25 protein-coding genes, 1 tRNA gene and 1 riboswitch are annotated in these 23,895 nt (G+C 70.1%); of the genes, 9 read left to right on the top strand and 17 right to left on the bottom strand.

All coding sequences use genetic code 11. The annotated features are described in order from the left end of the window. The first annotated feature begins 209 nt into the window (after positions 1 to 209). Positions 210 to 2,504, top strand: coding sequence for a transglycosylase domain-containing protein (locus QOM21_RS23070; protein ID WP_407552817.1), 2,295 nt, complete (start codon positions 210 to 212; stop codon positions 2,502 to 2,504). Positions 2,505 to 2,559: 55 nt separating this feature from the next. Here the strand turns inward: QOM21_RS23070 and QOM21_RS23065 are convergent, their stop codons facing one another. The 3 genes from QOM21_RS23065 to QOM21_RS23055 all read right to left on the bottom strand — a co-directional run bounded on the left by QOM21_RS23065 (position 2,560) and on the right by QOM21_RS23055 (position 3,879). Beyond that, complete coding sequence (locus QOM21_RS23065; RefSeq protein WP_398559805.1) at positions 2,560 to 2,880, bottom strand: DMT family transporter; 321 nt, start codon at positions 2,878 to 2,880, stop codon at positions 2,560 to 2,562. A gap of 31 nt (positions 2,881 to 2,911) precedes the next feature. After that, a riboswitch (guanidine-III (ykkC-III) riboswitch) is annotated at positions 2,912 to 2,983 on the bottom strand. Positions 2,984 to 3,098: 115 nt separating this feature from the next. Continuing rightward, a complete protein-coding gene (locus tag QOM21_RS23060) occupies positions 3,099 to 3,401 on the bottom strand; it encodes a co-chaperone GroES (RefSeq protein WP_048828920.1) in 303 nt (100 codons plus the stop codon). 160 nt (positions 3,402 to 3,561) lie between these two features. Beyond that, positions 3,562 to 3,879 (bottom strand): DUF3618 domain-containing protein, encoded by a 318-nt coding sequence (locus tag QOM21_RS23055; protein ID WP_407552815.1) that lies wholly within the window; start codon positions 3,877 to 3,879, stop codon positions 3,562 to 3,564. Positions 3,880 to 4,102: 223 nt separating this feature from the next. On the opposite strand from QOM21_RS23055, the gene bcp reads away from it, so the two are divergent. Further along, positions 4,103 to 4,570 carry a thioredoxin-dependent thiol peroxidase gene (gene bcp / locus QOM21_RS23050; protein WP_407552813.1) on the top strand — a complete coding sequence of 156 codons (468 nt, stop codon included), beginning with the start codon at positions 4,103 to 4,105 and terminating at the stop codon, positions 4,568 to 4,570. 65 nt (positions 4,571 to 4,635) lie between these two features. Here the strand turns inward: bcp and QOM21_RS23045 are convergent, their stop codons facing one another. After that, positions 4,636 to 5,922, bottom strand: coding sequence for a sensor histidine kinase (locus QOM21_RS23045; protein WP_407552812.1), 1,287 nt, complete (start codon positions 5,920 to 5,922; stop codon positions 4,636 to 4,638). Beyond that, a complete protein-coding gene (locus QOM21_RS23040; protein ID WP_407552810.1) occupies positions 5,922 to 6,425 on the bottom strand; it encodes a hypothetical protein in 504 nt (167 codons plus the stop codon). Before QOM21_RS23040 ends, QOM21_RS23045 begins: the two co-directional genes overlap by 1 nt. Before the next feature lie 368 nt (positions 6,426 to 6,793). Between QOM21_RS23040 and QOM21_RS23035 the strand changes: the two genes are divergently transcribed. From QOM21_RS23035 to QOM21_RS23020, 4 genes are all read left to right on the top strand, one after another. Next, positions 6,794 to 8,332 carry an MFS transporter gene (locus QOM21_RS23035; protein ID WP_407552809.1) on the top strand — a complete coding sequence of 513 codons (1,539 nt, stop codon included), beginning with the start codon at positions 6,794 to 6,796 and terminating at the stop codon, positions 8,330 to 8,332. A 180-nt stretch (positions 8,333 to 8,512) separates the two neighbouring features. Then, positions 8,513 to 9,136, top strand: coding sequence for an HNH endonuclease (locus tag QOM21_RS23030; RefSeq protein ID WP_407552807.1), 624 nt, complete (start codon positions 8,513 to 8,515; stop codon positions 9,134 to 9,136). Between the two features lie 9 nt (positions 9,137 to 9,145). After that, positions 9,146 to 9,979, top strand: a complete 834-nt coding sequence (locus QOM21_RS23025; protein ID WP_407552805.1) for an HNH endonuclease signature motif containing protein — start codon at positions 9,146 to 9,148, stop codon at positions 9,977 to 9,979. Between the two features lie 61 nt (positions 9,980 to 10,040). Next, positions 10,041 to 10,124: transfer RNA gene (locus QOM21_RS23020), tRNA-Leu, on the top strand. A 60-nt stretch (positions 10,125 to 10,184) separates the two neighbouring features. Here QOM21_RS23020 and rdgB read toward each other — a convergent pair. From rdgB to QOM21_RS23000, 4 genes are all read right to left on the bottom strand, one after another. Continuing rightward, entirely contained in the window at positions 10,185 to 10,820 is a 636-nt protein-coding gene (rdgB, locus tag QOM21_RS23015) for an RdgB/HAM1 family non-canonical purine NTP pyrophosphatase (RefSeq protein ID WP_407552803.1), read from the bottom strand. Positions 10,821 to 10,829: 9 nt separating this feature from the next. Next, a complete protein-coding gene (locus QOM21_RS23010) occupies positions 10,830 to 11,234 on the bottom strand; it encodes a hypothetical protein (RefSeq protein ID WP_407552801.1) in 405 nt (134 codons plus the stop codon). Between the two features lie 253 nt (positions 11,235 to 11,487). After that, positions 11,488 to 12,219: a ribonuclease PH gene (gene rph / locus QOM21_RS23005; RefSeq protein ID WP_407552799.1), complete on the bottom strand. Its 732-nt coding sequence runs from the start codon at positions 12,217 to 12,219 to the stop codon at positions 11,488 to 11,490. 88 nt (positions 12,220 to 12,307) lie between these two features. Further along, complete coding sequence (locus tag QOM21_RS23000; RefSeq protein ID WP_308409440.1) at positions 12,308 to 12,547, bottom strand: PTS glucose/sucrose transporter subunit IIB; 240 nt, start codon at positions 12,545 to 12,547, stop codon at positions 12,308 to 12,310. 221 nt (positions 12,548 to 12,768) lie between these two features. Here QOM21_RS23000 and QOM21_RS22995 point away from each other — a divergent pair, with 221 nt between their 5' ends. Continuing rightward, complete coding sequence (locus QOM21_RS22995; RefSeq protein WP_407552797.1) at positions 12,769 to 14,082, top strand: PTS transporter subunit EIIC; 1,314 nt, start codon at positions 12,769 to 12,771, stop codon at positions 14,080 to 14,082. A 240-nt stretch (positions 14,083 to 14,322) separates the two neighbouring features. Then, positions 14,323 to 15,576 (top strand): PTS transporter subunit EIIC, encoded by a 1,254-nt coding sequence (locus QOM21_RS22990; RefSeq protein ID WP_407552796.1) that lies wholly within the window; start codon positions 14,323 to 14,325, stop codon positions 15,574 to 15,576. Positions 15,577 to 15,677: 101 nt separating this feature from the next. On the opposite strand, the gene QOM21_RS22985 is transcribed toward QOM21_RS22990, so the two are convergent. From QOM21_RS22985 to clpS, 8 genes are all read right to left on the bottom strand, one after another. Beyond that, positions 15,678 to 16,430: an MBL fold metallo-hydrolase gene (locus QOM21_RS22985; RefSeq protein ID WP_393895341.1), complete on the bottom strand. Its 753-nt coding sequence runs from the start codon at positions 16,428 to 16,430 to the stop codon at positions 15,678 to 15,680. A gap of 689 nt (positions 16,431 to 17,119) precedes the next feature. Then, positions 17,120 to 18,070 carry a PLP-dependent cysteine synthase family protein gene (locus QOM21_RS22980; protein WP_393895340.1) on the bottom strand — a complete coding sequence of 317 codons (951 nt, stop codon included), beginning with the start codon at positions 18,068 to 18,070 and terminating at the stop codon, positions 17,120 to 17,122. Between the two features lies 1 nt (position 18,071). Then, on the bottom strand, positions 18,072 to 18,350 hold the full coding sequence (locus QOM21_RS22975; protein ID WP_407552793.1) for a MoaD/ThiS family protein: 279 nt from the start codon (positions 18,348 to 18,350) through the stop codon (positions 18,072 to 18,074). Positions 18,351 to 18,475: 125 nt separating this feature from the next. After that, the gene (locus tag QOM21_RS22970) at positions 18,476 to 18,649 is read right to left on the bottom strand and encodes a putative leader peptide (protein ID WP_393895338.1); all 174 of its coding nucleotides are present in this window, start codon (positions 18,647 to 18,649) and stop codon (positions 18,476 to 18,478) included. Positions 18,650 to 18,955: 306 nt separating this feature from the next. Beyond that, positions 18,956 to 19,381, bottom strand: coding sequence for a Mov34/MPN/PAD-1 family protein (locus QOM21_RS22965; RefSeq protein WP_393895337.1), 426 nt, complete (start codon positions 19,379 to 19,381; stop codon positions 18,956 to 18,958). A gap of 148 nt (positions 19,382 to 19,529) precedes the next feature. Next, complete coding sequence (locus QOM21_RS22960; RefSeq protein WP_407552791.1) at positions 19,530 to 20,990, bottom strand: amino acid permease; 1,461 nt, start codon at positions 20,988 to 20,990, stop codon at positions 19,530 to 19,532. A 310-nt stretch (positions 20,991 to 21,300) separates the two neighbouring features. Further along, positions 21,301 to 21,897 (bottom strand): DUF2017 domain-containing protein, encoded by a 597-nt coding sequence (locus QOM21_RS22955; protein ID WP_407552789.1) that lies wholly within the window; start codon positions 21,895 to 21,897, stop codon positions 21,301 to 21,303. Then, positions 21,897 to 22,247, bottom strand: coding sequence for an ATP-dependent Clp protease adapter ClpS (gene clpS / locus QOM21_RS22950; RefSeq protein ID WP_393895334.1), 351 nt, complete (start codon positions 22,245 to 22,247; stop codon positions 21,897 to 21,899). Before clpS ends, QOM21_RS22955 begins: the two co-directional genes overlap by 1 nt. 264 nt (positions 22,248 to 22,511) lie before the next feature. On the opposite strand from clpS, the gene QOM21_RS22945 reads away from it, so the two are divergent. Further along, on the top strand, positions 22,512 to 23,840 hold the full coding sequence (locus tag QOM21_RS22945; protein WP_407552788.1) for a nicotinate phosphoribosyltransferase: 1,329 nt from the start codon (positions 22,512 to 22,514) through the stop codon (positions 23,838 to 23,840). Positions 23,841 to 23,895 lie beyond the last annotated feature (55 nt).

The raw sequence follows: 23,895 nt of genomic DNA, 5'->3' as shown, positions 1-23,895 counted from the left end.
TCGGTTTGTCACCGGTTCGGGTGAGCCCCGGGCGCCATTCAGCCGGTCACGTCGCGGTCACAGGAGCGCGCCACCCCCCTTGACGACGACGCATGATGCGACAGTTTCTTATCGGGCGACAGTTCCCCTCCAGGCCCGGGGGATGCACCCCAGACCCGACACCGCTCCGCCGCACAACCATCGGCGGTGGCCGAGGAGTCCATACAGACATGAGCGACGATCCGCAGCACGACGGCCCGGAGAACACCGGCCCCCCGGAGTGGGGCCCGCGTCCCGAGGCGCCGACGACGAGCGGTAAGGGCGCCGAAGGGAAGAAGCCCCGTCCCCGGCGCACCGGCTGGCGCCGTGTCATCCCCACCTGGCGCACGGTGCTGGGCACCGTGCTGCTGCTCCTGCTGCTGCTCGCGGGCGGCATGGTCGCCGGGTACCTCATCGTCGACATCCCGCCCGCCAACAGCGCGGCCAAGGCGCAGAGCAACGTCTACCTCTACGCCGACGGCTCGGAGCTGGCGCGCGACGGCGAGGTCAACCGCGAGAACGTCTCGCTCAGCCAGATCCCCAAATCCGTTCAGGAGGCCGTACTCGCCGCCGAGGACCGCGACTTCTACTCCGAGTCGGCGGTCGACCCCGCCGCGATGGTGCGGGCCGGCTGGAACACCCTCACCGGCAAGGGCAAGCAGTCCGGTTCGACGATCACCCAGCAGTACGTCAAGAACTACTACCTGGGCCAGGAGCAGACGGTCACCCGCAAGGCCAAGGAGTTCTTCATCGCGATCAAGCTGGACCGCGAGGTGAGCAAGGCCGACATCCTGGAGGGCTACCTCAACTCCAGCTACTACGGACGCAACGCCTACGGCATCCAGGCCGCCGCGCAGGCGTACTACGGCAAGAACTCCGAGGAACTCACCACCGCCCAAGGGGCCTACCTCGCCACCCTCCTCAACGCCCCCAGCGCCTACGACATCACCGCCCACCCGGAGAACAAGCCGCGGGCGGTGGCACGTTGGGAGTACGTGCTGGACGGCATGGTGACGAAGAAGTGGCTGAGCCAGGCGCAGCGGTCGTCGATGAAGTTCCCCGCCCCGGGGCCCGCCAAGGCGTCCGCCGGGCTCTCCGGCCAGCGCGGCTATCTCGTCGAGGCGGTCCGTGACTACCTCACCGGCAACGACATCGTCGACGAGGACACCCTGCGGACCGGCGGCTACCGCATCACCACCACCATCGACAAGGACCGCGAGGACGCCTTCGTCGACGCGGTCGACAGCCGGATGATGGACGAGCTCGGCGACTCGCGGAAGGTCGACTCCTACGTCCGCGCCGGCGGCGCCTCCATCGACCCCGAGACCGGCCGGGTCGTCGCGCTGTACGGCGGCATCGACTTCGCCAAGCAGTACGTCAACAGCGCCACCCGGCACGACTACCAGGTCGGCTCCACCTTCAAGCCGATCGTCTTCGCCTCCGCCGTCCAGAACAACGCGACCACCCAGGACGGCGCGCGGATCACCCCGAACACCGTCTACGACGGCACCAACAAGCGCATGACGGTGAACAACGGCTCCCCCACCGGCTTCGCCCCGGCCAACGAGGACGACCGCTCCTACGGCCCGATCACCGTCACCGAGGCGACCGACAAGTCCGTCAACGCCGTCTACGCCCAGATGGGCATCGACGTCGGCCCCACCAAGGTCAAGAACACCGCCGTCGACCTGGGCATCCCGGCGGACACCCCCAGCCTCGCCTCATCCCAGGGCGCGGTCTCGCTCGGCACCGCCACCCCCAGCGTCCTGGAGATGACGCAGGTCTACGCCTCCTTCGCGCAGCACGGCAAGCAGCGGCCGTACACCCTGGTCGACAAGGTCTCCAAGAGCGGCGAGGACCTCCAGCTGCCCGAGCGCGCCGAGGCGACCGTCCTCGGGCGGGAGGCCGCCGACACCACCACGTCGATCCTGCGCAGCGTCGTCGACGGCGGCACCGGCACCGCGGCGCAGGCCGCGGGTCGGCCCGCGGCCGGCAAGACCGGTACCGCGGAGGAGGACAAGGCCGCCTGGTTCGCGGGCTACACGCCCGAACTCGCCACCGTGGTCGCCGTACTGGGGCAAAACCCGGTGAGCGCCGCACAGGAGCCGCTGTACGGCGCGGCGGGCCTGCCCCGGATCAACGGCGGCGGCTTCCCCGCAGAGATCTGGGCCGACTACACCGCCGCCGCCCTGGAGGACGAGCCGGTCCGCGACTTCGACCTGGAGCTGGAGGAGGGCGCCGAGTCGCCGGTGCCGCAGCCGACGACCACCGCGCCGGTACCGCCCACCGACACCGCGTCCCCGACCACGGAACCGACCGGGGACCCCACCATCACTCCGCCGACGGACTTCCCGACCCCGCCGACCATCGAGCCGCCCACCCCGACCTTCCCGACCGAGCCGCAGCCCCCCGAGCCCACCGAGGACTTCCCCACGGTGGGGCCGGAGGACGGGGCGCTCGCGCGTCAGCCGAGGTGGGGCGGCTGAGTCCGCAGCGGGCGGCGGGGACATGCCGGTCCGCCCGGGGGCGTGCGTGTGCGGGTCAGTGGCCGGACGTCGCCTTGAGGCCGACGACCGCCACCAGCAGCAGACAGATGAAGAAGATCCGGGCCGCGGTGGCCGGCTCGCCGAGCACCATCATCCCGACCACCGCCGCACCGGCCGCGCCGATGCCGACCCACACGCCGTAGGCCGTACCGATCGGCAGGGTCCGGGCCGCGTAGGACAGCAGCATCATGCTGACGACGATGCCCGCGCCGGTGAACACGCTGGGCCACAGCCGGGTGAAGCCGTCGGTGAACTTCATACCGATCGACCAGCCGACCTCCAGGAGACCGGCGACGAGAAGCAGGATCCATGCCATGACGGCACCTCCGTGAAAGAGCTTCAACAGGGGTGCGTCGTCTTGTCGTGGCCCGGTACGGCGCGTCTCGTCGGGTACATCCGAGGCTAGCAAAGGACAGGAAAGCGGGTGGTGACCCCGGTCACCACCCGCGAAGGGCCCGGGGATCCGGACCGAAGACACCGGGCCGCAGACCCGGGATGGAGATCCGGCCCGGGGAGCCGGACCAGGGATGCGGGCTAGAGATACAGCCCCGTCGCGTCCTCCGCGCCCTCCAGCCGCTCCGCGGCCACCGCGTGCAGATCGCGCTCCCGCATCAGCACATACGCCACGCCGCGCACCTCGACCTCGGCGCGGTCCTCGGGGTCGTACAGCACCCGGTCCCCCACCTCGACGGTCCGCACGTTCTGCCCTACCGCGACCACCTCGGCCCAGGCCAGGCGGCGGCCGACGGCAGCGGTCGCCGGAATGACGATGCCCCCGGAAGAGCGGCGCTCGCCCTCGGGGATGTCCGTCCGGACCAGCACACGGTCGTGCAGCATCCGGATCGGCAGTTTGTCGTGGGTGTCGTGGGTGTTTTTCGGGCTCACGGCAAGACCGTACCTGCCCCGCACCGCACGCCACGCACCGCCGCCCGAAGCCACCGCCGCCGGGTGGCGCCACCCGGGCGGCACCGGGCCGGGCGGGCCTTCGCGGACACCCCTAGCGGCGCCGCTGCAGACGCAGCGCCAGCAGGCCCACCACGGCCACACCGACCACGGCCACCGGGACGATGCGCTCCAGGCGCGGCGCCCCGTCCTCCGCCACCAACTGGCCGCGGGTATCCGAGATCACGCGCTGCACGGTCACATACGCCCGCCCCGCCGTACGGTCCACCGCCGCCGCGGTCTTCGCCTTCGCCTCGCCGATCATCGTCCTGGGGTGCAGCCGCACACCGATCTCGTCGAGCGTCACCGCGAGATCCTGCCGCCGGCGGACGATGTCCGCCTCGATCTGCGCAGGGGTCCTGGCTTCCGACACCGCGCTGCCTCCGTCGTCTCGGGCCGATGCGTACGAGACCGGGCACGAGGCCCCGTACGGAACCGGCCACATATCCGTACCGATTCGTGATGGACAGTCTGTCAGCTCCACCCCGCCCGCGCCCCGCAGCACCCCCGTTTCGCCCAGCCGCGGCGCCCCCGGGCCCGCCCCGCGGCCCGGCTGCGTAATCTCGGGGCAGACGGATCCACCCAGAAGGAGAGCCATGAGCGAGCGACTGCAGACCGGCGACACCGCACCCGCCTTCACCCTCCCCGACGCGGACGGCAAGCAGGTCTCGCTCGCCGACCACAAGGGCCGCAAGGTCATCGTGTACTTCTACCCGGCCGCCCTCACCCCCGGCTGCACCAAGCAGGCCTGCGACTTCACCGACAACCTCGAATTCCTCGCCGGCCACGGCTACGACGTCATCGGCATCTCCCCCGACAAGCCGGAGAAGCTCGCCAAGTTCCGCGAGAAGGAAGAGCTCAAGGTCACCCTGCTCGGCGACCCCGACAAGGAGGTCCTGGATGCCTACGGCGCCTTCGGCGAGAAGAAGCTCTACGGCAAGACGGTCACCGGCGTCATCCGCTCCACCGTCATCCTCGACGAGGAGGGCAAGGTCGAGCGCGCCCTCTACAACGTCAAGGCCACCGGCCACGTCGCCAAGATCATCAAGGACCTGGGGCTGTAACCGCCCCGGGCCCGGGGTGACGCGCCCCCTTGCCAAGGGCTCCCGGCCGACGTCCTCTCGGGACCTCACCCCCGGGACGTGCCCTGGCCCCCCGGCGGACCGGGCGCCACCGCCGCCCGGTCCGGCAGCTCCAGCACGGCCTCGGCGCCGCCCTCCGCGGCGGCGCCGAAGTCCAGCCTGGCCCCCAGCACCTCCGCCTGCCCCGCCGCGATCGTCAGCCCCAGACCGTGCCCGGTGCCCCGCTCCGGAGCCGCCGTACGAAACCGCCGCGGCCCCTCCGCACACAACTCCGCCGGATAGCCCGGCCCGTGATCGCGCACCACGATCCGCGCACCCCGCACCACCACCTCGATCGGCGGCCTGCCGTGCTTCGCCGCGTTCGCCAGCAGATTCACCAGGACCCGCTCCACCCGGCGCCGGTCGGTCTCCACGATCCGCGGCTCCCCCTCGACCGCCACCGACACCTCGGCGACCCCCCGCTGACGGGCCGCCCGCCGCACGATCCCCCGCACCAACGACGGCAGCTCACAGGCATCCAGATCGGCCCGCTCCACCCCCGCGTCCAACCGCGACACCTCCAGCAGGTCCTCCACCAGCCGCCGCATCGCCTGCGCCCGGTCCTGCACCATCTCCACCGCACGCGGCTGCGGCAACAACTCCGCCGCGGCCACCAGACCGGCCACCGGCGTCCGCAGCTCATGCGCGACATCCGCGGTGAACTCCCGCTCCGCCTGCGCCTGCGCCGCCAGCGACGTCGCCATGTGATGCACGCTGCGCCCCAACTCGGCCACCTCGTCCCGGCCATGACTGGCCAGCGCGTCCGCGTCCGGCGCCGCCCCCGCCGCGATCCGCCGGGCCGCCGCCGCACTCAGCCGCAACCGCCGCGACAGCCGCTGCGCCACGAACCACGACACCACCGCCATCAGCACGACCGTGCCGCACCCCGCGATCAGCAACGCACGATCCAGCGCCACCCGCGCCGGATCGTCGTCCGGGAACGCCGCCGACACCGACAGCGAACGCGCCGGATCCTGCCCGCCCCCACCGCCGACCCCCGTCGCAGCCCACACCCGCGGATCCTCGCCCCCGCTCAGATACGTCCCCGACCTGCCCCGCAGCACCGCGTCCCGCAGCGGAACCGGCAGCGTCGCATCATCGAGCTGCGCCCCCAGCGCCAGCGTCCCGTCCCGCTCATAGATCTGCAGCGCGGAACTCAGCCGGTCGTCCTGATACGACCTCGCCGACCGCTCCCGCTCGGCATCCGCGATGTGATGCACCGCGAACCCGAGCACCACCACCGCCAGCGCCGTCATACACGAAATGGCCAGTGCGATCCGGCCCCGTATCCCCATCACGCGAGGTTGTACATCTCCGTCGTGTCACCGAGCGGCGTGGAGCCCTCGTACGTCACCTCGAGCCCCGTGAAGGCCCGCCCGCCGGCCACCTGCTCCGGTCCGTAGAGCCGGAACGTCGCCGGGAAACCCGCGTCCGCACCCGCACCCGCGGTCCGCTCCACCTGCACCACGCCCGTACCCTCCGCCTCCCGCGAGCCGTACCGCTCCCAGGTGATCGCCGTCGCCACCATCCCCGCGTCCGCACACGTCAACGTGATCACCTGAGGCTTGATCTGCGGCTCCCCGATCCCGCAGTCCCGCACCCCCGGCAGACCCCCCGAGTGCTTACCGGGCGACTTCACGTCCTGCACGGCGGACGTCTTGGGCGCCGCATCCACCGCCGACGCGCGATCCGACCCCTGACTCCACCACACCCCGCCCGCGGCAACCGCCGTCACCAGGGCGAACGCCGCCAGAGCGGTACGCCCACGCGCCCAGCGGAACCGTTCACGCTCGGTCATCACGTTCTCCTCCCGGGGCCCGCGCCCCGTACCCCCACCCAGCTCACACGAACGCCGACACCTCCACCCGAGGGGCCCGGCGCACGGCGGCGCCCCGACGGAAACGAGCGGGTTTCGACACGCCACTCTCCCGCCCCCGCCCCACGGCCTGATTGCCCGAACACTGCGATGACCGCGCGGCTGTGTACCAGTCCTGTAACAGCCCACGTCGCGCCTCTGGCGCGCCGGAATACCTCCTCCGTACGGCTCAGCGTCGCGTGACGTACATCGCGTTATCCGGCCAGAGTGGTTTGATCCGCGCTCCACTGCGCAGGCGCACCTGTCGTACCCCCGCGCATCGCGCGCTGACAGACCGAGAGGACCGCCTCGTGCCGACCGGCAGCACCGAAGCAGACCAGGCTTCCGACAACGATCCGGCAGCGCGCAAGCGTCATCGGGCGCTCTTCCGGGCCGTCGCACGGCGCCGGAACCCCAAACTGCGGCGCACCGACATCACGATCACCGACGAAAAGGTGGTCAAGCGTGCCGTCAAGGCCGCCGCGCTCGGTAACGCCATGGAGTGGTTCGACTTCGGGATCTACAGCTATCTCGCCGTCACCATCGGCAAGGTTTTCTTCCCCGGCGGCAGTGACACCACCAGCCTGCTGTCCTCCTTCGCCACCTTCGCCGTGGCGTTCCTCGTGCGACCGCTCGGCGGCGTCTACTTCGGCCCGCTCGGCGACCGGATCGGCCGCAAGAAGGTCCTCGCGCTCACCATGATCATGATGGCGCTCGGCACTCTCTGTATCGGCCTGATCCCCTCCTACGCCGCCATCGGCTTCTGGTCCCCCGTCCTGCTGATCCTCTTCCGCCTCATCCAGGGCTTCTCCACCGGTGGGGAGTACGGCGGCGCCTCCACCTTCATCGCCGAGTACGCCCCCGACAAGAAGCGCGGCTACTTCGGCAGCTTCCTGGAAATGGGCACCCTGATCGGCTACACCGGCGCCGCCGGCATCGTGCTGCTCCTCAACACCACCCTCGGCGACGACGCCATGCTCCAGTGGGGCTGGCGCATCCCGTTCCTGATCGCGGGCCCGCTCGGCCTGGTCGGCCTCTACCTCCGGATCAAGCTGGACGAGACCCCGGCCTTCCAGAAGCTGGAGGCGTCCCAGACCCACGTCACCACCGGATCCGCCACCGAGGCCGAGGCCGAGTTCTCACACCTCTCGGAGAACGCCCCGAAGAAGAAGATCAGCGAGATCTTCGTCCAGCAGTGGCCGACGCTCATCCTGTGCATCGCCCTGGTCGGCGCGTACAACATCACCGACTACATGCTGCTGTCCTACATGCCGACGTACCTGACCGACACCCTCAAGTACGAGGAGTCGCACGGCCTGCTGATCCTGCTGGGCACCATGATCGTCCTGATGTGCATCATCAGCAGCGTCGGCAGGCTCAGTGACCGCTACGGCCGGAAGCCGCTGCTGATGACGGGCATGCTCGGCTTCTTCGTCATCGCCATCCCCGCCTTCCTCCTGGTCAAGCAGGGCAGCGTACCGGCGGTCATCAGCGGCATGGCCCTCCTCGGCCTCTCCCTGGTCTGCCTCCTGGGCACCATGTCGGCCGCCCTCCCCGCCCTCTTCCCCACCAACGTCCGCTACGGCTCGCTCTCCATCGGCTACAACCTCGCCGTCTCCCTGTTCGGCGGCACCACCCCGCTGGTGATCACCGCCCTCATGGACGTCTTCGACCAGAACGTCATGGTCCCCGCCTACTACACGATGGGCGCCGCCCTCGTCGGCGTCATCGCGGTGGCCTGCATGAAGGAGACCGCCCAGCAGCCCCTGGAGGGCTCCCCGCCCTCGGTGGCCACCAAGGAGGAAGCCGTCGAGATGGTCACCGCCCAGACACCCGACCCCAAGTTCTGACGCGCGACGGACACCTCACGGAAGGGCCCCGGGGACTCCCGGGGCCCTTCCGTTTCCATCCCCATCCCCATCCCTTTCCTCGTCACCCGGCGTAACCGACTCGACGTTCGATCGTTCTCCAGTTCGAGAAGGTCAGGAGCGCACGGGGGAGGAGCCCGGTGCGCGGGACAGGGGGAATCGATGCCACGCAAATACACCCGCGAGCTGCTGGCGGAGGCGGCTCGCGTATCGACGTCGTACGACGAAGCGGTCCGGTGGTGCGGCGGACGATCGACCCCGGGCAGCAGACGCCATATCCGCACCAGGATGCGCGAAGCGGGCATCGACACCACGCATTTCACCACCGCGGGTGTGCGCCACACCGAGGCCACGCTCCGCGACGTCGTCTCCGGCTCGCACAGCATCGCCGAGGTGGTGCGCCGCCTCGGCATCAGCCCGGTCGGCGGCAACCACGCCCACATCGGCCGACGCATTGCCGAACTCCGCATCCCCACCTCGCACTTCACTGCCGCTCCCCCACGGGGGCCACAGGTGGCGATCAGTGAGCGGCTGGTGCGCGGAACTCCGGCCGACGGCCGGATCAGCGGCAGCCGGCTGCGGCGCGAACTGCTGCGGCGGGGCGTCCCGGAGCAATGCGCGATGTGCCGGACGCCCGCGGAAGGGAACGGTCGGCCCTTGCGGCTGGAGGTCGATCACCGCAACGGTGACCGGTGGGACAACCGCCCGGAGAACCTACGCCTGTTGTGCCCCAACTGCCACGCCGTCACCGACACCTACCGCGGCCGCACGCGGCGCCGGAAGTAGGCACCGCGGATGGCCGGACGCCGACGTTACCCGCCTGACCTGCTCGCCCGTACGGCCGCAGTCTCCACGAGCGTGGTCGATCTGCTCCGTCGCCTCGACGCGCCCCTGTGCAGCGCCACCCACAGATACCTGCGCACGCGCCTGGAGCACCACGGCGTCGACACCTCGCACTTCGTCGACGAGCCGCTGCCGCGCCGGCCGCGTCAGGCGTACTCCACGGAGCGCCTCGCTGAGGCCGCCGCGCGCTCCCGCAGTGTTCGTGAGGTGATGACGCACCTCGGCTGTCCGCCCTACGACAGCGCGTACAGCCACATCAGAAACCGCCTCAGCCGCTGCGGCATCGATACGTCGCACTTCACCGTCACCGGGAATGGGGCTCTGCTGCCCCGGGACGAACTCACCGCGGCCGTGGCCGCTTCGCGGAGCCTGGCGGGCGTTCTCCGGGCGCTTCATCTGCCGGCCGACACCAGTAGCCGCAGAATCCTGAAGCGCAGCATCGCGGCATACGGCCTGCCGACCGCGCATTTCACCGGTCAGGCGCATGGCCGTGGCAAGCCGTCGCCGCACCGCAGAACAGCCCAGGAGATCCTGCGGCGCCTCGCCCCGGGCTCCGCACGGACGTCGACCGCGCTGCTGCGTCGCGCGCTCGACGAGAGCGGGGTACCGCGCCGGTGCGCCGCATGCGGGACCGGAGAGACCTGGCAGGGCAGGCGCCTCGTTCTGGAAATCGACCACATCAACGGCGACCGGCTCGACAACCGTCGCGCCAACCTCCGCTACCTGTGCCCCAATTGCCACTCGCTCACCGATACCTGGGGCCGCGGTGGACGCCACCCCCTGTAGGTGAGCCGGCCGCACCCGAGCCCCGAGGCGACGACCGGACCGATATCATGGCTGGCGGCTAGCGGCGGTGGCGCAGTAGGCGACGCAGCAGACTTAGGATCTGTGGCCCGTATAGGGCTTGAGGGTTCGAATCCCTTCCGCCGCACAGTAACGGCCTGCGAATCGAAGGATCGATTCGCAGGCCGTTTTCGTGCCCACGGGCCGCTCAGCCCAACAACTCCCGCACCACCGGCGCCAGTGCCCGGAAGGCCTGGCCGCGGTGGCTGATGGCGTTCTTCTCGTCCGCGGTGAGTTCCGCGCAGGTGCGGGTCTCGCCCAGCGGCTGGAGGATCGGGTCGTAGCCGAAGCCGCCGTCCCCGGTGGGGGTGTGGCGGAGGGTGCCTTCGAGGCGGCCCTCGACGACGCGTTCGGTGCCGTCCGGGAGGGCCAGGGCCGCGGCGCACGCGAAGTGGGCGGCGCGGTGCTCCTCGGCGATGTCGCCGAGCTGGGCGAGGAGCAGGTCGAGGTTGGCGCGGTCGTCGCCGTGCTTGCCCGCCCAGCGGGCGGAGAAGATCCCGGGGGCGCCGCCGAGGACGTCGACGCAGAGGCCGGAGTCGTCGGCGACGGCGGGGTGGCCGGTGGCCCGGGCGAGGGCGTGGGCCTTGAGGAGGGCGTTCTCGGCGAAGGTGACGCCGGTTTCCTTGACGTCCGGGACGTCGGGGTAGGCGTCCGCGCCGACGAGTTCGACGTCGAGTGCGGCGGCGTTCAGGATGGCCCGGAGTTCGGTGACCTTGCCTGCGTTACGGGTGGCGAGGATCAGGCGACGGGGGGATGCGGGTCGCCCGCCAGTTTGAGGCTGCATGGGCAGTGATTATCCCGGTGTGCAGATCGAGGTCAGGTCACCGGCCGCGTCGACGATGGGGGTGACGTCCGGGGCCTTGTTGTTGTCGAGGGCGGTGCGGGCGTTCTTGACCCCGTCGTTCATGTTGCCGATGGCGCGGGTGAGGTCGGGGTCGTCGGCCGTCGCCTTGACCTTGTCGAGGTTGCGGTCGATGTCGTCGAGGGCCTGTTGGGCTTCCTGGGGGTTGTCGACGTTGCGGGTGGCCCGCTGGAGTTTGTCGACGCTGTCGACGACGGCGGTGGCGGTGTTCGCGCAGTCCATGGCCTTCTGGACGGCTCCGCAGCCGGTGAGGAGCGGTATCGCGACCGTGACGGCGGCGAGGCCGGCGAAGGCGGCGGCGGTACGTCGGTGCGGGCGGGCGTTGCGCGGGACCATGGGGTTCCTCCCCTTGAGGGCGTGCTCGGACAAAGGAAGAAACGCCGTACGGCCCGCCGCGGTTGCCGGGGCGCCCGGTCCAGGGCGTGATCCGGCCCGCGAAACCGTGCCAGAGGTGTGCGTCTGCTGCGAAAAGGGTCACGGGCCCCGGGCGCCGGCGGAGGGCTGCCGATGGGTATCGGCGGCCCTCCGTGCGCTGCCCCGCTTCGCGTGTCTGTCGTGTCGCGCGCTCCGGCCGGTGCGCGCGGGCGCGTCAGAGGGTGCGGGCGAGGGCCTCGCGCTGGGCGGTGTCGAGTTCCGCGCATCCGGCGACGGCGAGGTCGAGGAGGGCGTTGAGTTCGTCGCGGGCGAAGGGTTCGGCTTCGGCGGTGCCCTGGACCTCGACGAAGCGGCCGTCGCCGGTGCAGACGACGTTCATGTCGGTGTCGGCGCGGACGTCCTCTTCGTAGCAGAGGTCGAGGAGGGGCGCGCCGCCGACGATGCCGACGCTGACGGCGGAGACGGTGCCGGTGAGGGGCTGTCGGCCGTGCTTGATGAGCTTCTTGCCCTGGGCCCAGGTGATGGCGTCGGCGAGGGCGACGTAGGCGCCGGTGATGGCGGCGGTGCGGGTGCCGCCGTCGGCCTGGAGGACGTCGCAGTCCAGGACGATGGTGTTCTCGCCGAGTGCCTTGAAGTCGATGACGGCGCGCAGCGAGCGGCCGATGAGGCGGCTGATCTCGTGGGTGCGGCCGCCGATCTTGCCGCGGACGGATTCGCGGTCGCCGCGGGTGTTGGTGGAGCGGGGGAGCATCGAGTATTCGGCGGTGACCCAGCCTTCGCCGCTGCCCTTGCGCCAGCGCGGTACGCCTTCGGTGACGGAGGCGGTGCAGAAGACCTTGGTGTCGCCGAAGGAGACGAGTACGGAGCCTTCCGCGTGCTTGCTCCAGGCCCGTTCGAGGGTGACGGGGCGGAGCTGTTCGGGGGTGCGGCCGTCGATGCGAGACATGGCGTAGACCCTATCGGCAATGGCGAGGGCCCCGTCCGGGGCCGTGTCGGCGGCCGGTGCGGGGCCCTCGTGGAGCGGGGGTGTCAGCTCACATCATGTCTTCGATGTCGGCGGCGATGGGGTCGGCGTCGGTGCCGATGACGACCTGGATCGCGGTGCCCATCTTGACGACGCCGTGGGCGCCGGCGGCCTTGAGCGCGGCCTCGTCGACGAGGGAGGCGTCGACGACCTCGGTGCGGAGACGGGTGATGCAGCCCTCGACCTCTTCGATGTTGTCGAGGCCGCCGAGCCCGGCGACGATCTTCTCAGCCTTGCTGGCCATGTCCACTCCTGCTTGTCTCGGCCGCCGACGGTTCCGTCGAGCGGTTTTCACACCGTAACGCACGTTTAGCTCAACTATCTGAGCGTTTGTCCGCTACGTGACGAAGGATGGCGATCACCCGGAGTGCGCGCCGGGGAACCGGAATCGCACCCACAAGTGGTCTACACCACCAGTATGCGGCACGTGCCAGGTCGGCTGTCGACGGGCCGACACGCGGGAGGGCCGAGATGAGTTCCCAGGCAGCATCGGAGGCGCCGCGGAAGAAGTGGGCGTCCACGCTCTTCCAGGGCATGCAGAAGATGGGCCGCAGCCTCCAGCTGCCCATCGCCGTTCTGCCCGCGGCCGGCATCCTCAACCGTCTCGGCCAGCCCGATGTGTTCGGCGCCGAGGGGCTGGGCTGGGACGACGTCGCCAAGGTCTTCGCGGGCGCCGGCGGGGCGCTGCTGGACTCGGGGCTGGGGTTGCCGCTGTTGTTCTGCATCGGTGTCGCGATCGGTATGGCGAAGAAGTCGGACGGTTCGACGGCACTGGCGGCGGTGGCCGGGTTCCTGGTGTATTTCTCGGTGCTGCACCAGTTCCCGGAGGAGTGCGACGCGGTTCAGAAGTACGTCCAGGCCGGTCCGTGGGGCGGGGTGTGCGTGGATCCCGAGGGGACGGCGGCCGCGGCCGAGTTCCAGAATCCCGGGGTGTTCGGCGGCATCGTGATGGGCTTCCTCTCCGCCTGGTTCTGGCAGCGTTTCCACCGCGTGAAGCTGGTGGACTGGCTGGGCTTCTTCAACGGCCGCCGCCTCGTACCGATCCTCATGTCCTTCGTCGGCCTGGTGTTCGCCGTGCTGTGCCTGTGGGTGTGGCAGCCGGTCGGCGACGCGCTGACGAGCTTCAGCGAGTGGCTGACGGATCTGGACTGGGTCGGCTCGGGCCTCTTCGGTGTCGCCAACCGCGCGCTGCTGGTGATCGGCCTGCACCAGTTCCTGAACACCTTTGTCTGGTTCCAGTTCGGCTCCTTCACCGAACCGGACGGCACGGTCGTGCACGGTGACGTCAACCGGTTCCTGGCGGGCGACCCGACGGCGGGGCAGTTCACCTCCGGATTCTTCCCGATCATGATGTTCGCGCTGCCGGCCGCGGCGCTGGCGATCGCGCACTGCGCCAAGCGGCATCGCCGCAAGGAGATCGCGGGCATGATGCTGTCGGTCGGCCTGACGTCCTTCGTGACCGGGGTGACCGAACCGTTGGAGTACTCGTTCCTCTTCGTCGCGCCGATGCTGTACGTGCTCCACGCGCTGCTGACGGGTGTGTCGATGGCGGTGACCTGGGCGCTGGGGGTGCACGACAGCTTCAGTTTCTCGGCGGGGCTGATCGACTACGTCATCAACTGGGGGCTGGCGACCAAGCCCTGGCTGATCATTCCGATCGGGCTGTGTTTCGCGGCGGTCTATTACGCGCTCTTCCGGTTCGCGATCACGAAATTCGATCTGCAGACTCCGGGGCGCGAGCCGGACGAGGTGGGGGACGCGATGGAGGAGGAGAACGTCAAGTAGGCGCAGGCGCCGGGCCCGCAAGGCCCCGCGGCACCGCCCTCACCAGGCCCGACCGCCTGGTTTTGCCGACCCCCCGGTCCACGGACCGGGGGGTCGGCCGTCGTGTGGTCCAAACCACTTGGAAGAATGGATTCCTTTATGTCGGGGCGACATGCTAAGAATGGTCTAAACCACTGAGTGGTGTAGACCAACAAGCGGGCCGTCCCCCCTTCGAGTGCCCGCCTCACCAGGAGGAATCCGATGAGTTCGGCCACTGCCGCCAAGGCGGCCCCCGCGAAGAAGCGGGGCTCCGGCCTGTACCAGGGCCTGCAGAAGATCGGCCGCAGCCTCCAGCTGCCGATCGCCGTCCTGCCCGCCGCGGGCATCCTCAACCGGCTCGGCCAGGACGATGTCTTCGGCGAGAAGGGCCTGGGCTGGATCGACGTCAGCAAGGTCTTCGTCGCCGCCGGCGGCGCGGTCTTCGACAATCTGCCGCTGCTGTTCTGCATAGGCGTCGCCATCGGCTTCGCGAAGAAGTCCGATGGCTCCACGGCGCTCGCCGCCCTGGTCGGATTCCTGGTCTACAGCAACGTGCTCAAGGCATTCCCCGTCGAGGAAGGCCACATCAAGGACGGCAAGTGGGTCGAGCCCGTCGTCAACAACCCCGGTGTTCTCGGCGGCATCATCATGGGGCTGCTCGCCGCGGTCCTGTGGCAGCGCTTCCACCGCAAGAAGCTGGTGGACTGGCTGGGCTTCTTCAACGGCCGCCGGCTCGTCCCGATCATCATGGCCTTCGTCGGCACCGCCGTCGGCGTGCTCTTCGTGCTGATCTGGGAGCCGATCGGCAACGGCATCACCAGCTTCGGCGAGTGGATGACGGGCCTCGGCGCCGGCGGTGCGGGCCTGTTCGGTCTGATCAACCGCGCTCTGCTGCCCATCGGCATGCACCAGTTCGTCAACACCGTCTCCTGGTTCCAGCTCGGTGACTTCACCGACGCCGCCGGCAAGGTCGCGCACGGCGACATCGGCCGCTTCTTCGCGGGCGACCCGTCCGCGGGCCAGTTCATGTCGGGCTTCTTCCCGATCATGATGTTCGGCCTGCCGGCCGCCGCCCTCGCCATCGCGCACTGCGCCCGCCCCGAGCGCCGCAAGGCCGTGATGGGCATGATGATCTCGCTCGCGCTGACCTCCTTCGTCTGCGGTATCACCGAGCCGATCGAGTTCTCCTTCATGTTCATCGCCCCGGTCCTGTACGCGATCCACGCCGTGCTGACCGCCATCTCGATGGGCCTCACCTGGGCCCTGGGCGTGCACGACGGCTTCACCTTCTCGGCGGGCTTCATCGACTACGCGCTGAACTGGAACCTGGCCACCAAGCCCTGGATGATCATCCCGATCGGCCTGGTCTTCGCGGTCATCTACTACGTGCTCTTCCGGTTCGCGATCACCAAGTTCAACCTCACCACCCCGGGCCGCGAGCCCGAGGAGGAGATCGAGGACCTCACCAAGGCATAGACGGCAGCCGCTCGGCTCACGCTTCGTCACCTGTGCGGAAGGGCCCCGGAACCAGCTGGTTCCGGGGCCCTTCCGCATGCACCGCGACGCGCGGCGCGCCCTCAGATCTCGTACGACGCCCCCGCCTTGGCGACCTCGACCGGGCCGTCGTAGACCTTCTGGGCGTCGCGGAGGCTGATCTCCGGGTCGGTCCACGGGGGAATGTGGGTCAGCACCAGGCGGCCCGCGCCGGCCCGGCGGGCGTGTTCGCCGGCCTCCCGGCCGTTGAGGTGCAGATCCGGGATGTCTTCCTTGCCGTGCGTGAAGGACGCCTCGCACAGGAAGAAGTCGGTGCCTGCGGCGAGCCTGTCCAGCGCCTCGCAGGTGCCGGTGTCGCCCGAGTACGTCAGGGACCTGCCGCCGTGCTCGATGCGGAAGCCGTACGCCTCCACCGGGTGGCTGACCAGTTCCGTACGGATCGTGAACGGCCCGATGGTGAAGGTGCCGGGGGTCAGGGTGCGGAAGTCGAAGACCTCGCTCATCGCCGACTCGTGCGGCACATCGGCGTGCGCGGCGGTCAGCCTGCGCTCGGTGCCGGCCGGCCCGTAGACCGGCATCGGCTCGCAACGGCCGCCGTCCGGGCGGTAGTAGCGCACGACGAAGTAGCCGCACAGGTCGATGCAGTGATCGGCGTGCAGATGCGACAGGAGTACGGCGTCCAGGTCGTAGAGACCGGTGTGGCGCTGCAGCTCGCCGAGGGCGCCGTTGCCCATGTCGAGGAGCAGCCTGAAGCCGTCGGCCTCCAGGAGGTAGCTCGAACAGGCCGATTCCGTGGAGGGGAACGACCCCGAGCATCCGACGACGGTGAGCTTCATGCGGGCGTGAACCTCCGTGGGCGGGGGCGGCGGAATAGGGGCCTCCCCTGCTCGAACGCCGTGAGAGCTCGGGGAAGGGTCCATGCGGGTTACTCGGCGGTCCTTGCCGGTTTCTTGCCGGGTCCTGCTGGTCTTTACGGTGCCCACGAGCGTAAGGCGCAAAAGGTTGTGTGGCTCCTCCAGCGGGCCGAGCTGTGGGCGGAATCACCAGTCCGGGTGGGCCGTATCGGGCGCTGTTCCCCCGTGCCGTACGCGCGGTCGGCCGGTACGGGGGCGGGGGCCGCCGAGGGGGCTCACCGGGCGTGGCGTGACGGTGGTGGCCGGGCGTGGCGGCAGTGGTGGCATCGCCGCTGGTCCGGGCGCGGGGCGCAGCGGTTGGCGCGGCGCGTCGGCCGCCTCGCGGACTGCCGCCACCGGGGTCCTGTCGGACCGCGCCGGTGCCGGGCGTGACGTGCGCGCGGCGCGCCGGGCCGTCTCGCGGGGAGCGGCCCATCTGCCGATCTCCGGCGTGGCGCTCACTCCCCCACCGCGTCCACCGGAACGGGGGACGACGCTGAGCAGGCCCGCCGCCGTATCGCCCCGCGCTGGGCGGGCGCTCGCCCCGCCCCCATACGCAGGACGCCGGCCGGTCCGATGGTGCGGTCCGGCCGGCGGAGCGGCGGGGTGGGCCGGGGCGGCCCGCTGGTGGCCTAGGCCCAGAGCTGGCCGTGCAGGGTGGCGATCGCCGCTTCGGTGGACTCGGCGGTGTAGACGCCCGTGGAGAGGTACTTCCAGCCGCCGTCGGCGACGACGAAGACGATGTCCGCGCTCTGCTCCGCGCGTACCGCCTTCCTGCCGACGCCGATCGCGGCGTGCAGCGCCGCGCCGGTGGAGATGCCGGCGAAGATGCCTTCCTCGGCGAGGAGTTCACGGGTGCGGCGGACCGCGTCCTCGGAGCCGACCGAGAAGCGGGTGGTGAGCACCGATTCGTCGTAGAGCTCGGGGATGAAGCCCTCATCGAGGTTGCGCAGCCCGTAGACCACGTCGTCGTAGCGCGGTTCCGCGGCGACGATCTGCACGTCGGGCCGCTGTTCGCGCAGGTAGCGACCGACGCCCATGAGGGTGCCCGTCGTGCCGAGGCCGGCCACGAAGTGGGTGACGGAGGGGAGGTCGGCGAGGATCTCGGGGCCGGTGGTGGCGTAGTGCGCACCGGCGTTGTCCGGGTTGCCGTACTGGTAGAGCATCACCCAGTCCGGGTGTTCGGCGGACAGCTCCTTGGCGACCCGGACGGCGGTGTTGGAGCCGCCGGCCGCCGGCGAGGAGATGATCTCCGCGCCCCACATGGCGAGGAGTTCACGCCGCTCGGACGAGGTGTTCTCCGGCATCACGCACACGATGCGGTAGCCCTTGAGCTTGGCCGCCATGGCGAGGGAGATGCCGGTGTTGCCGCTGGTCGGTTCGAGGATGGTGCAGCCGGGGGTGAGCCGGCCGTCCTTCTCGGCCTGTTCGATCATGTGCAGCGCGGGCCGGTCCTTGACCGAGCCCGTGGGGTTGCGGTCCTCCAGCTTGGCCCAGATGCGGACGTCGTCGGAGGGCGACAGGCGCGGCAGCCGGACAAGTGGCGTGTTGCCGACCGCCGCGAGCGGGGAATCGTACCGCATCTCAGACCATGCCGCCGGCGACAGCCGGGAGGATCGTGATGTTGTCGCCGTCGGCGAGCTTGGTGGAGATGCCCTCCAGGAAGCGCACGTCCTCGTCGTTGAGGTAGACGTTCACGAAGCGGCGCAGCTGCTCGCCGTCGACGAGGCGCTCACGGATGCCGCTGTGGCGGCTCTCCAGGTCGGCGAAGAGGTCGGCGAGGGTCTCTCCGTTGCCCTCGACGGCCTTCTGACCGTCGGTGTAGGTGCGCAGGATGGTCGGGATTCGGACCTCGATGGCCATGGGAGTGCTCCTGTCGGAGTGAGGTGGCGGGTGCTGTGCGTCCCGTGTGCACGGCGATGGGTGCCTCGGGTGACGCTCAAGTGCGGGGTGCGGACCGGCGGGCGCCGCGGCCGGTGTGGGGCAGCTCAGGCTGCGGCGCAGCGCGGACAGATGGCGCTGGAGAGGCGGCACAGGTCGATGTGCAGCCGTGCGGTTCCGCAGCCGAAGGCTCCCAGCAGGGCGGATGCGGAACGACGCGTGGCGAGGGGAGCGCGCAGCAGCATGCCCGTCCTCTTCTCGCTCACGTCGTGGTCAACCATGCGGTCATCGTATCGATTCCCGGTCCGGGTATTGGAACCTCGTCCCAAGATGCGGACGATTGGTGTACGCCAGATGGGACGCGGTGGCGGGCGGGTGACCGGCGGACGTCACGGCCGACCGGATACCCGCAGGTCAGCGCCGGATGCCGGGGCCTCGGGCGGGCCGGAAACCGGTCTGCCTGGGGCATGTGTCACTCCCGACGCCACAGTCAGCGCTGGGGCCGCGCGCCGCACCGGGCCCGCGCCACGCCCCACGGCTCGCGGCACCCATCAGCCCCGTAGGACCCATCAGGCCCGCAGGACCCGTCAGGCGTACTCCGCCACGACCTCGACCTCTTCCTCCGTGACCACGCCGTCCACGATGCGGAACGAGCGGAACTGGAAGGGCCCGGCGTCATCGGTGTCGGCGGTGGAGACCAGGACGTAGTGCGCGCCGGGCTCGTTCGCGTACGAGATGTCCGTGCGGGAGGGGTATGCCTCCGTGGCGGTGTGCGAGTGGTAGATGATCACCGGCTCCTCGTCCAGGTCGTCCATCTCCCGGTAGAGCTTGAGCAGGTCGGAGGAGTCGAACTCGTAGAACGTGGGCGAGCGGGCGGCGTTCAGCATGGGGATGAACCGCTCGGGGCGGCCGCTGCCCGCGGGGCCCGCGACCACGCCGCAGGCCTCGTCGGGGTGGTCCTGGCGGGAGTGCTCGACGATCCGGTCGTAGAGGGCCTTGGTGAGGGTCAGCATGCGGAAAGGATAAGAGGAGTGGGTGCGGCGCTCCGTCGAAGGGGGCATGCGGGCCGACGGCAACGGGCCCGTACGTACCGAGGAGTGGTACGTACGGGCCCGAATGCTGGACAGCGGGCGGAGGGCCCGGTCGGCCGCGGTGCGGCCGTCAGTCCTTCTTGCCCTCCACGGAGGCCGCCTGCGGGGTGCCGGCCGCCGCCTCCGCGGCGTCCCGCCGCTTGATGCAGAGGTAGCCGACGGTCAGGATGAGCGCCCAGACGGGGGCCGCGTAGAGCGAGATCCGGGCGTCCGGGTCGATGCCCATCATCACGATGACCATGCCGATGAAGGCCAGCGCGAACACCGAGGTGTACGGGCTGCCGGGGGCGCGGAACTCGGACCGGGGCAGCTCACCGCGGTCGGCCTTGGCGCGGTAGCGCAGCTGCGAGAGCAGGATCACGATCCAGGCCCACATACCGGAGATGGTGGCGAAGGAGACGACGTAGTTGAACGCCTCGCCCGGCCACTGGTAGTTGATCCAGACGCCGACCAGCATCATCGCGACGGAGACGCCGGTGCCCCAGACGGGCAGGCCGTTCTTGCTGAGCCGGGTGAAGAACTTCGGGCCCTGGCGGTTCAGCGCGAGGTCACGCAGCATCCGGCCGGTGGAGTACATGCCGGAGTTGGCCGAGGAGAGCGCGGCGGTCAGCACGACGAAGTTGACGATGCCGGCGCCGGCGGGCAGACCGATCTGCTGGAAGGCGGCGACGAAGGGGCTGACGCCCGGCTCGAAGACCGTCCAGCTGACCACGGACAGGATGATGATGAGCGCGCCGATGTAGAACAGGCCGATACGCCACGGCACGGTGTTGATGGCCTTGGGCAGGACCTTCTTGGGGTTGGTCGCCTCGCCCGCGGTGACGCCGACGAGTTCGACGGCGAGGAAGGCGAACATCACGATCTGCAGCGTCATCAGCGTGCCGCCGATGCCCTTGGGGAAGAAGCCGCCGTGGGACCACAGGTTGGTGAAGGAGGCGGTGTCACCGGCGTCGGAGAAGCCGAGCAGGATCACGCCGAGGCCGATCAGGATCATGCCGATGATCGCGGTGACCTTGACCATCGAGAACCAGAATTCCAGCTCACCGAAGATCTTGACGGAGATCAGGTTGATACCGAAGAGCGCGACGGTGAAGACCAGCGCCGAGAGCCATTGCGGTATGCCCTCGTTCCAGTAATGCACATAGGTGGCCGCGGCGGTCACTTCCGTGATGCCGGTGACGACCCAGAACAGCCAGTACGTCCAGCCGGTCACGAAGCCGATGAACGGGCCGAGGAACTCACGGCCGTACTCGGAGAAGGAGCCGGAGACGGGCCGGTACATGAGCAGTTCGCCCAGGGCCCGCATGATGAAAAAGATGACCAGACCCACGATGGCGTAGGCCAGGATGATGCTCGGTCCGGCCTTGGAGATGGCCTTGCCCGCGCCGAGGAACAGCCCCGTCCCGATGGCGCCACCGATGGCGATCATCTGGATCTGGCGGCTTCCCAGACCCCGCTGGTAGCCCTCTTCCGAGGCTTTCCCAGCAGCCTCACTGCCGTCGTGCTGCTTGTCGACCTGCACAGAGGTCATGAGTGGTGCGCCTTTCTCCATTCCGACCCGGTCTGTCCGGGTCGGGTCCCGACCCCCCGGATGGAGTTCCTGCACGCCGACGGTCGGCCGGCTCAGCGCTCCCGCGGCGACAGGGGTGGCGTCGCGCACGGCAGGTCGTGAACATTTATCACGGTCGTTACGAGATCAACTTCTGGAGAAGTGAGCCGGGTCACAGCGAAATTAGGACAAAAAAATGGAAGGCATCCCACAACACACGGGCGCGTTGATGCGATCGTTATCCGGATTTGAGCGTCCTCTGAGCGAACGTTCCGGGTGGTACGCCCGAAATTCAGCCCATCAGTGCTTCGACGAGGGTTTCCTGCAGGCCGCCGAGCCAGAGGTAGGCCATCACCATCGGCTTGCGCGGGTCGGTGTCGGGCAGCCGCAGCAGCTCGCCGCCGTCCTCCTCGTCGGTGACCTCCAGGCGGGTCCCGATGGCCAGCCGCAGGTCGTTGAGCGCGCCGAGCCACTGCCGGCACTCGTCGGGCTTCAGGCGCAGCTGTGCGCCGCCCTCCTCGCCCGGCGCCAGCGCGTCGAGGGAGCGGACCAGCGCGAGGGCGTCGTCCCGCTTGCGGGAGCGCAGGTCGTTCTCGGTGTAGCGGCGGAATTCGGCCGACGCGGCGCGCACGTCCTCGTCGGGGACGAGGTCGGGGCCGCCGTAGGCGTCGGGGAAGAGCCGGGCCAGGACCGGGTCGGCGGGCGGCTCGCTCGGCCCGTCGTTGAAGACCGAGGCGAGCAGATCGTCGCTCTCACTGTCCGCGGGCTCCTCGCCGGGGCCGATCAGCTCCAGCAGCTGCACCGCGAGGCTGCGCAGGATGGAGATCTCGACCTCGTCGAGGGGGACGACGGCGCCGCCGCCGGGCAGGGGCTCGAACTGGCCGCTCATCAGCGGTCCTGCTGGAGGGTCGCCCACAGGCCGTAGCCGTGCATGGCCTGCACGTCGCGCTCCATTTCCTCGCGGCTGCCGCTGGAGACGATCGCGCGGCCCTTGTGATGGACGTCGAGCATCAGCTGGTGCGCCTTGTCCTTGGAGTAGCCGAAGTACGACTGGAAGACGTACGACACATAGCTCATGAGGTTGACAGGGTCGTTGTGGACGATCGTGACCCACGGGACGTCGGGCTCGGGCACCTCGGCGGGTGCCTCGCTCGACTCGGGACGCTCGATCTCGACCGGAACACTGAGGGTGCAGCGGTGCGGCCGGAGAGTGATCGTGGGTGACGGGTGGGCGCTCACAGGCCCCATGCTGCCACCCGGGGGCGGGTGGCGCACAAACGGCCCTCCCGCGGCCGCGTCGGCGAGGCCGCGCGGCACGGGTTCCGCGAGCCCGCCCGGGAACTGACCGTGGAAATCGTCAGAGTGACGAGTATTGGGGGTAGCATCGCCTGCATGCCGCATCTCCCGGGGGTGGTGACATCGGCGGCTGCCGCCGCGTGCCCCCGGAAAACCGTCCACTGCCCCGGTGCGGCGCGCAGGGATCGAATTGCGAGGTATGCCGAAGTGAACGTTGCAGACCTGGGACTGCCGGTGGCCGTGCCGTCGACCGCGCTCTTCACCGACCAGTACGAACTCACCATGCTGCAGGCCGCGTTGCGGTCCGGGACGGCGGACCGTCGCTCGGTCTTCGAGGTGTTCACCCGCCGGCTGCCCGAGGGGCGCCGCTACGGGGTCGTCGCCGGCACCGGGCGGGTACTGGACGCGGTGGAGAACTTCCGCTTCGACGCGACGATCCTCGACTTCCTCGCCGAGCGCGGCATCCTCGACGAGCCGACGCGGCGCTGGCTGGCCGACTACCGCTTCCGCGGCGACATCTGGGGCTACCCCGAGGGCGAGGTCTACTTCCCCGGCTCGCCGATCATGCGCGTGGAGGGCACCTTCGCCGAGGCGGTGGTGCTGGAGACGGTCATCCTGTCGATCCTCAACCACGACTCCGCGGTGGCCGCGGCCGCGTCCCGGATGTCGGTGGCGGCCGGCAGCCGCCCGCTGATGGAGATGGGCGCCCGCCGCACCCACGAGCTGGCCGCGGTGGCCGCAGCCCGCTCGGCCTACGTCGGCGGCTTCCACACCACCTCCGACCTGGCGGCCGGCTTCCGCTACAACATCCCCACCGTCGGCACCAGCGCGCACGCCTTCACCCTGCTCCACGACAGCGAGCGGGACGCCTTCACCGCCCAGGTGGAGACCCTCGGCAGCGGCACCACACTGCTGGTGGACACCTTCGACGTCACCGAGGCGGTGCGCACCGCCGTGGAAGTGGCCGGCCCCGGTCTCGGCGCGGTGCGGATCGACTCCGGCGACCTGCTGCTGATCGCCCACCGGGTGCGCCAGCAGCTGGACGAGCTGGGCGCGACGAAGACCAGGATCGTGGTCACCAGCGATCTGGACGAGTACGCCATCGCCTCGCTGGCCGCCGCTCCGGTGGACGCGTACGGCGTCGGCACCCAGCTGGTGACCGGCAGCGGCCACCCGACGTGCTCGATGGTCTACAAGCTGGTCGCCCGCGCCGAGAGCGACGCCGCCGACGCCCCGCTGCGCCCGGTCGCCAAGAAGTCGATGGGCGCGAAGTCGTCGGTCGGCGGCCGCAAGTGGGCCGCCCGGCGGCTGGACGAGGAGGGCGTCGCGGAGGCCGAGGTCGTCGGCACCGGCCCGGTGCCGCCCGAGCTGGCCGACCGGCAGCTGCTGGTGCCGCTGGTCCGCGCGGGCGAGGTGGTGGCCCGCGAGCCGCTGGACGCCGCCCGTGACCGGCATATCGCCGCGCGTGCCGGTCTGCCCCTGTCGGCCACCCAGCTCTCCCGGGGCGAGGCGGTCCTGCCCACCGAGTACGTGTGACCTGAGGGCCGTTGCCCGGCCCCGGCGGACCGCGTCCGTGACCGCCGGGCGGGCG

The organism is Streptomyces sp. Pv4-95 (genome assembly GCF_045782725.1).
GTDB lineage: Bacteria > Actinomycetota > Actinomycetes > Streptomycetales > Streptomycetaceae > Streptomyces.
This window is presented reverse-complemented; position numbering and strand designations above follow the sequence as displayed.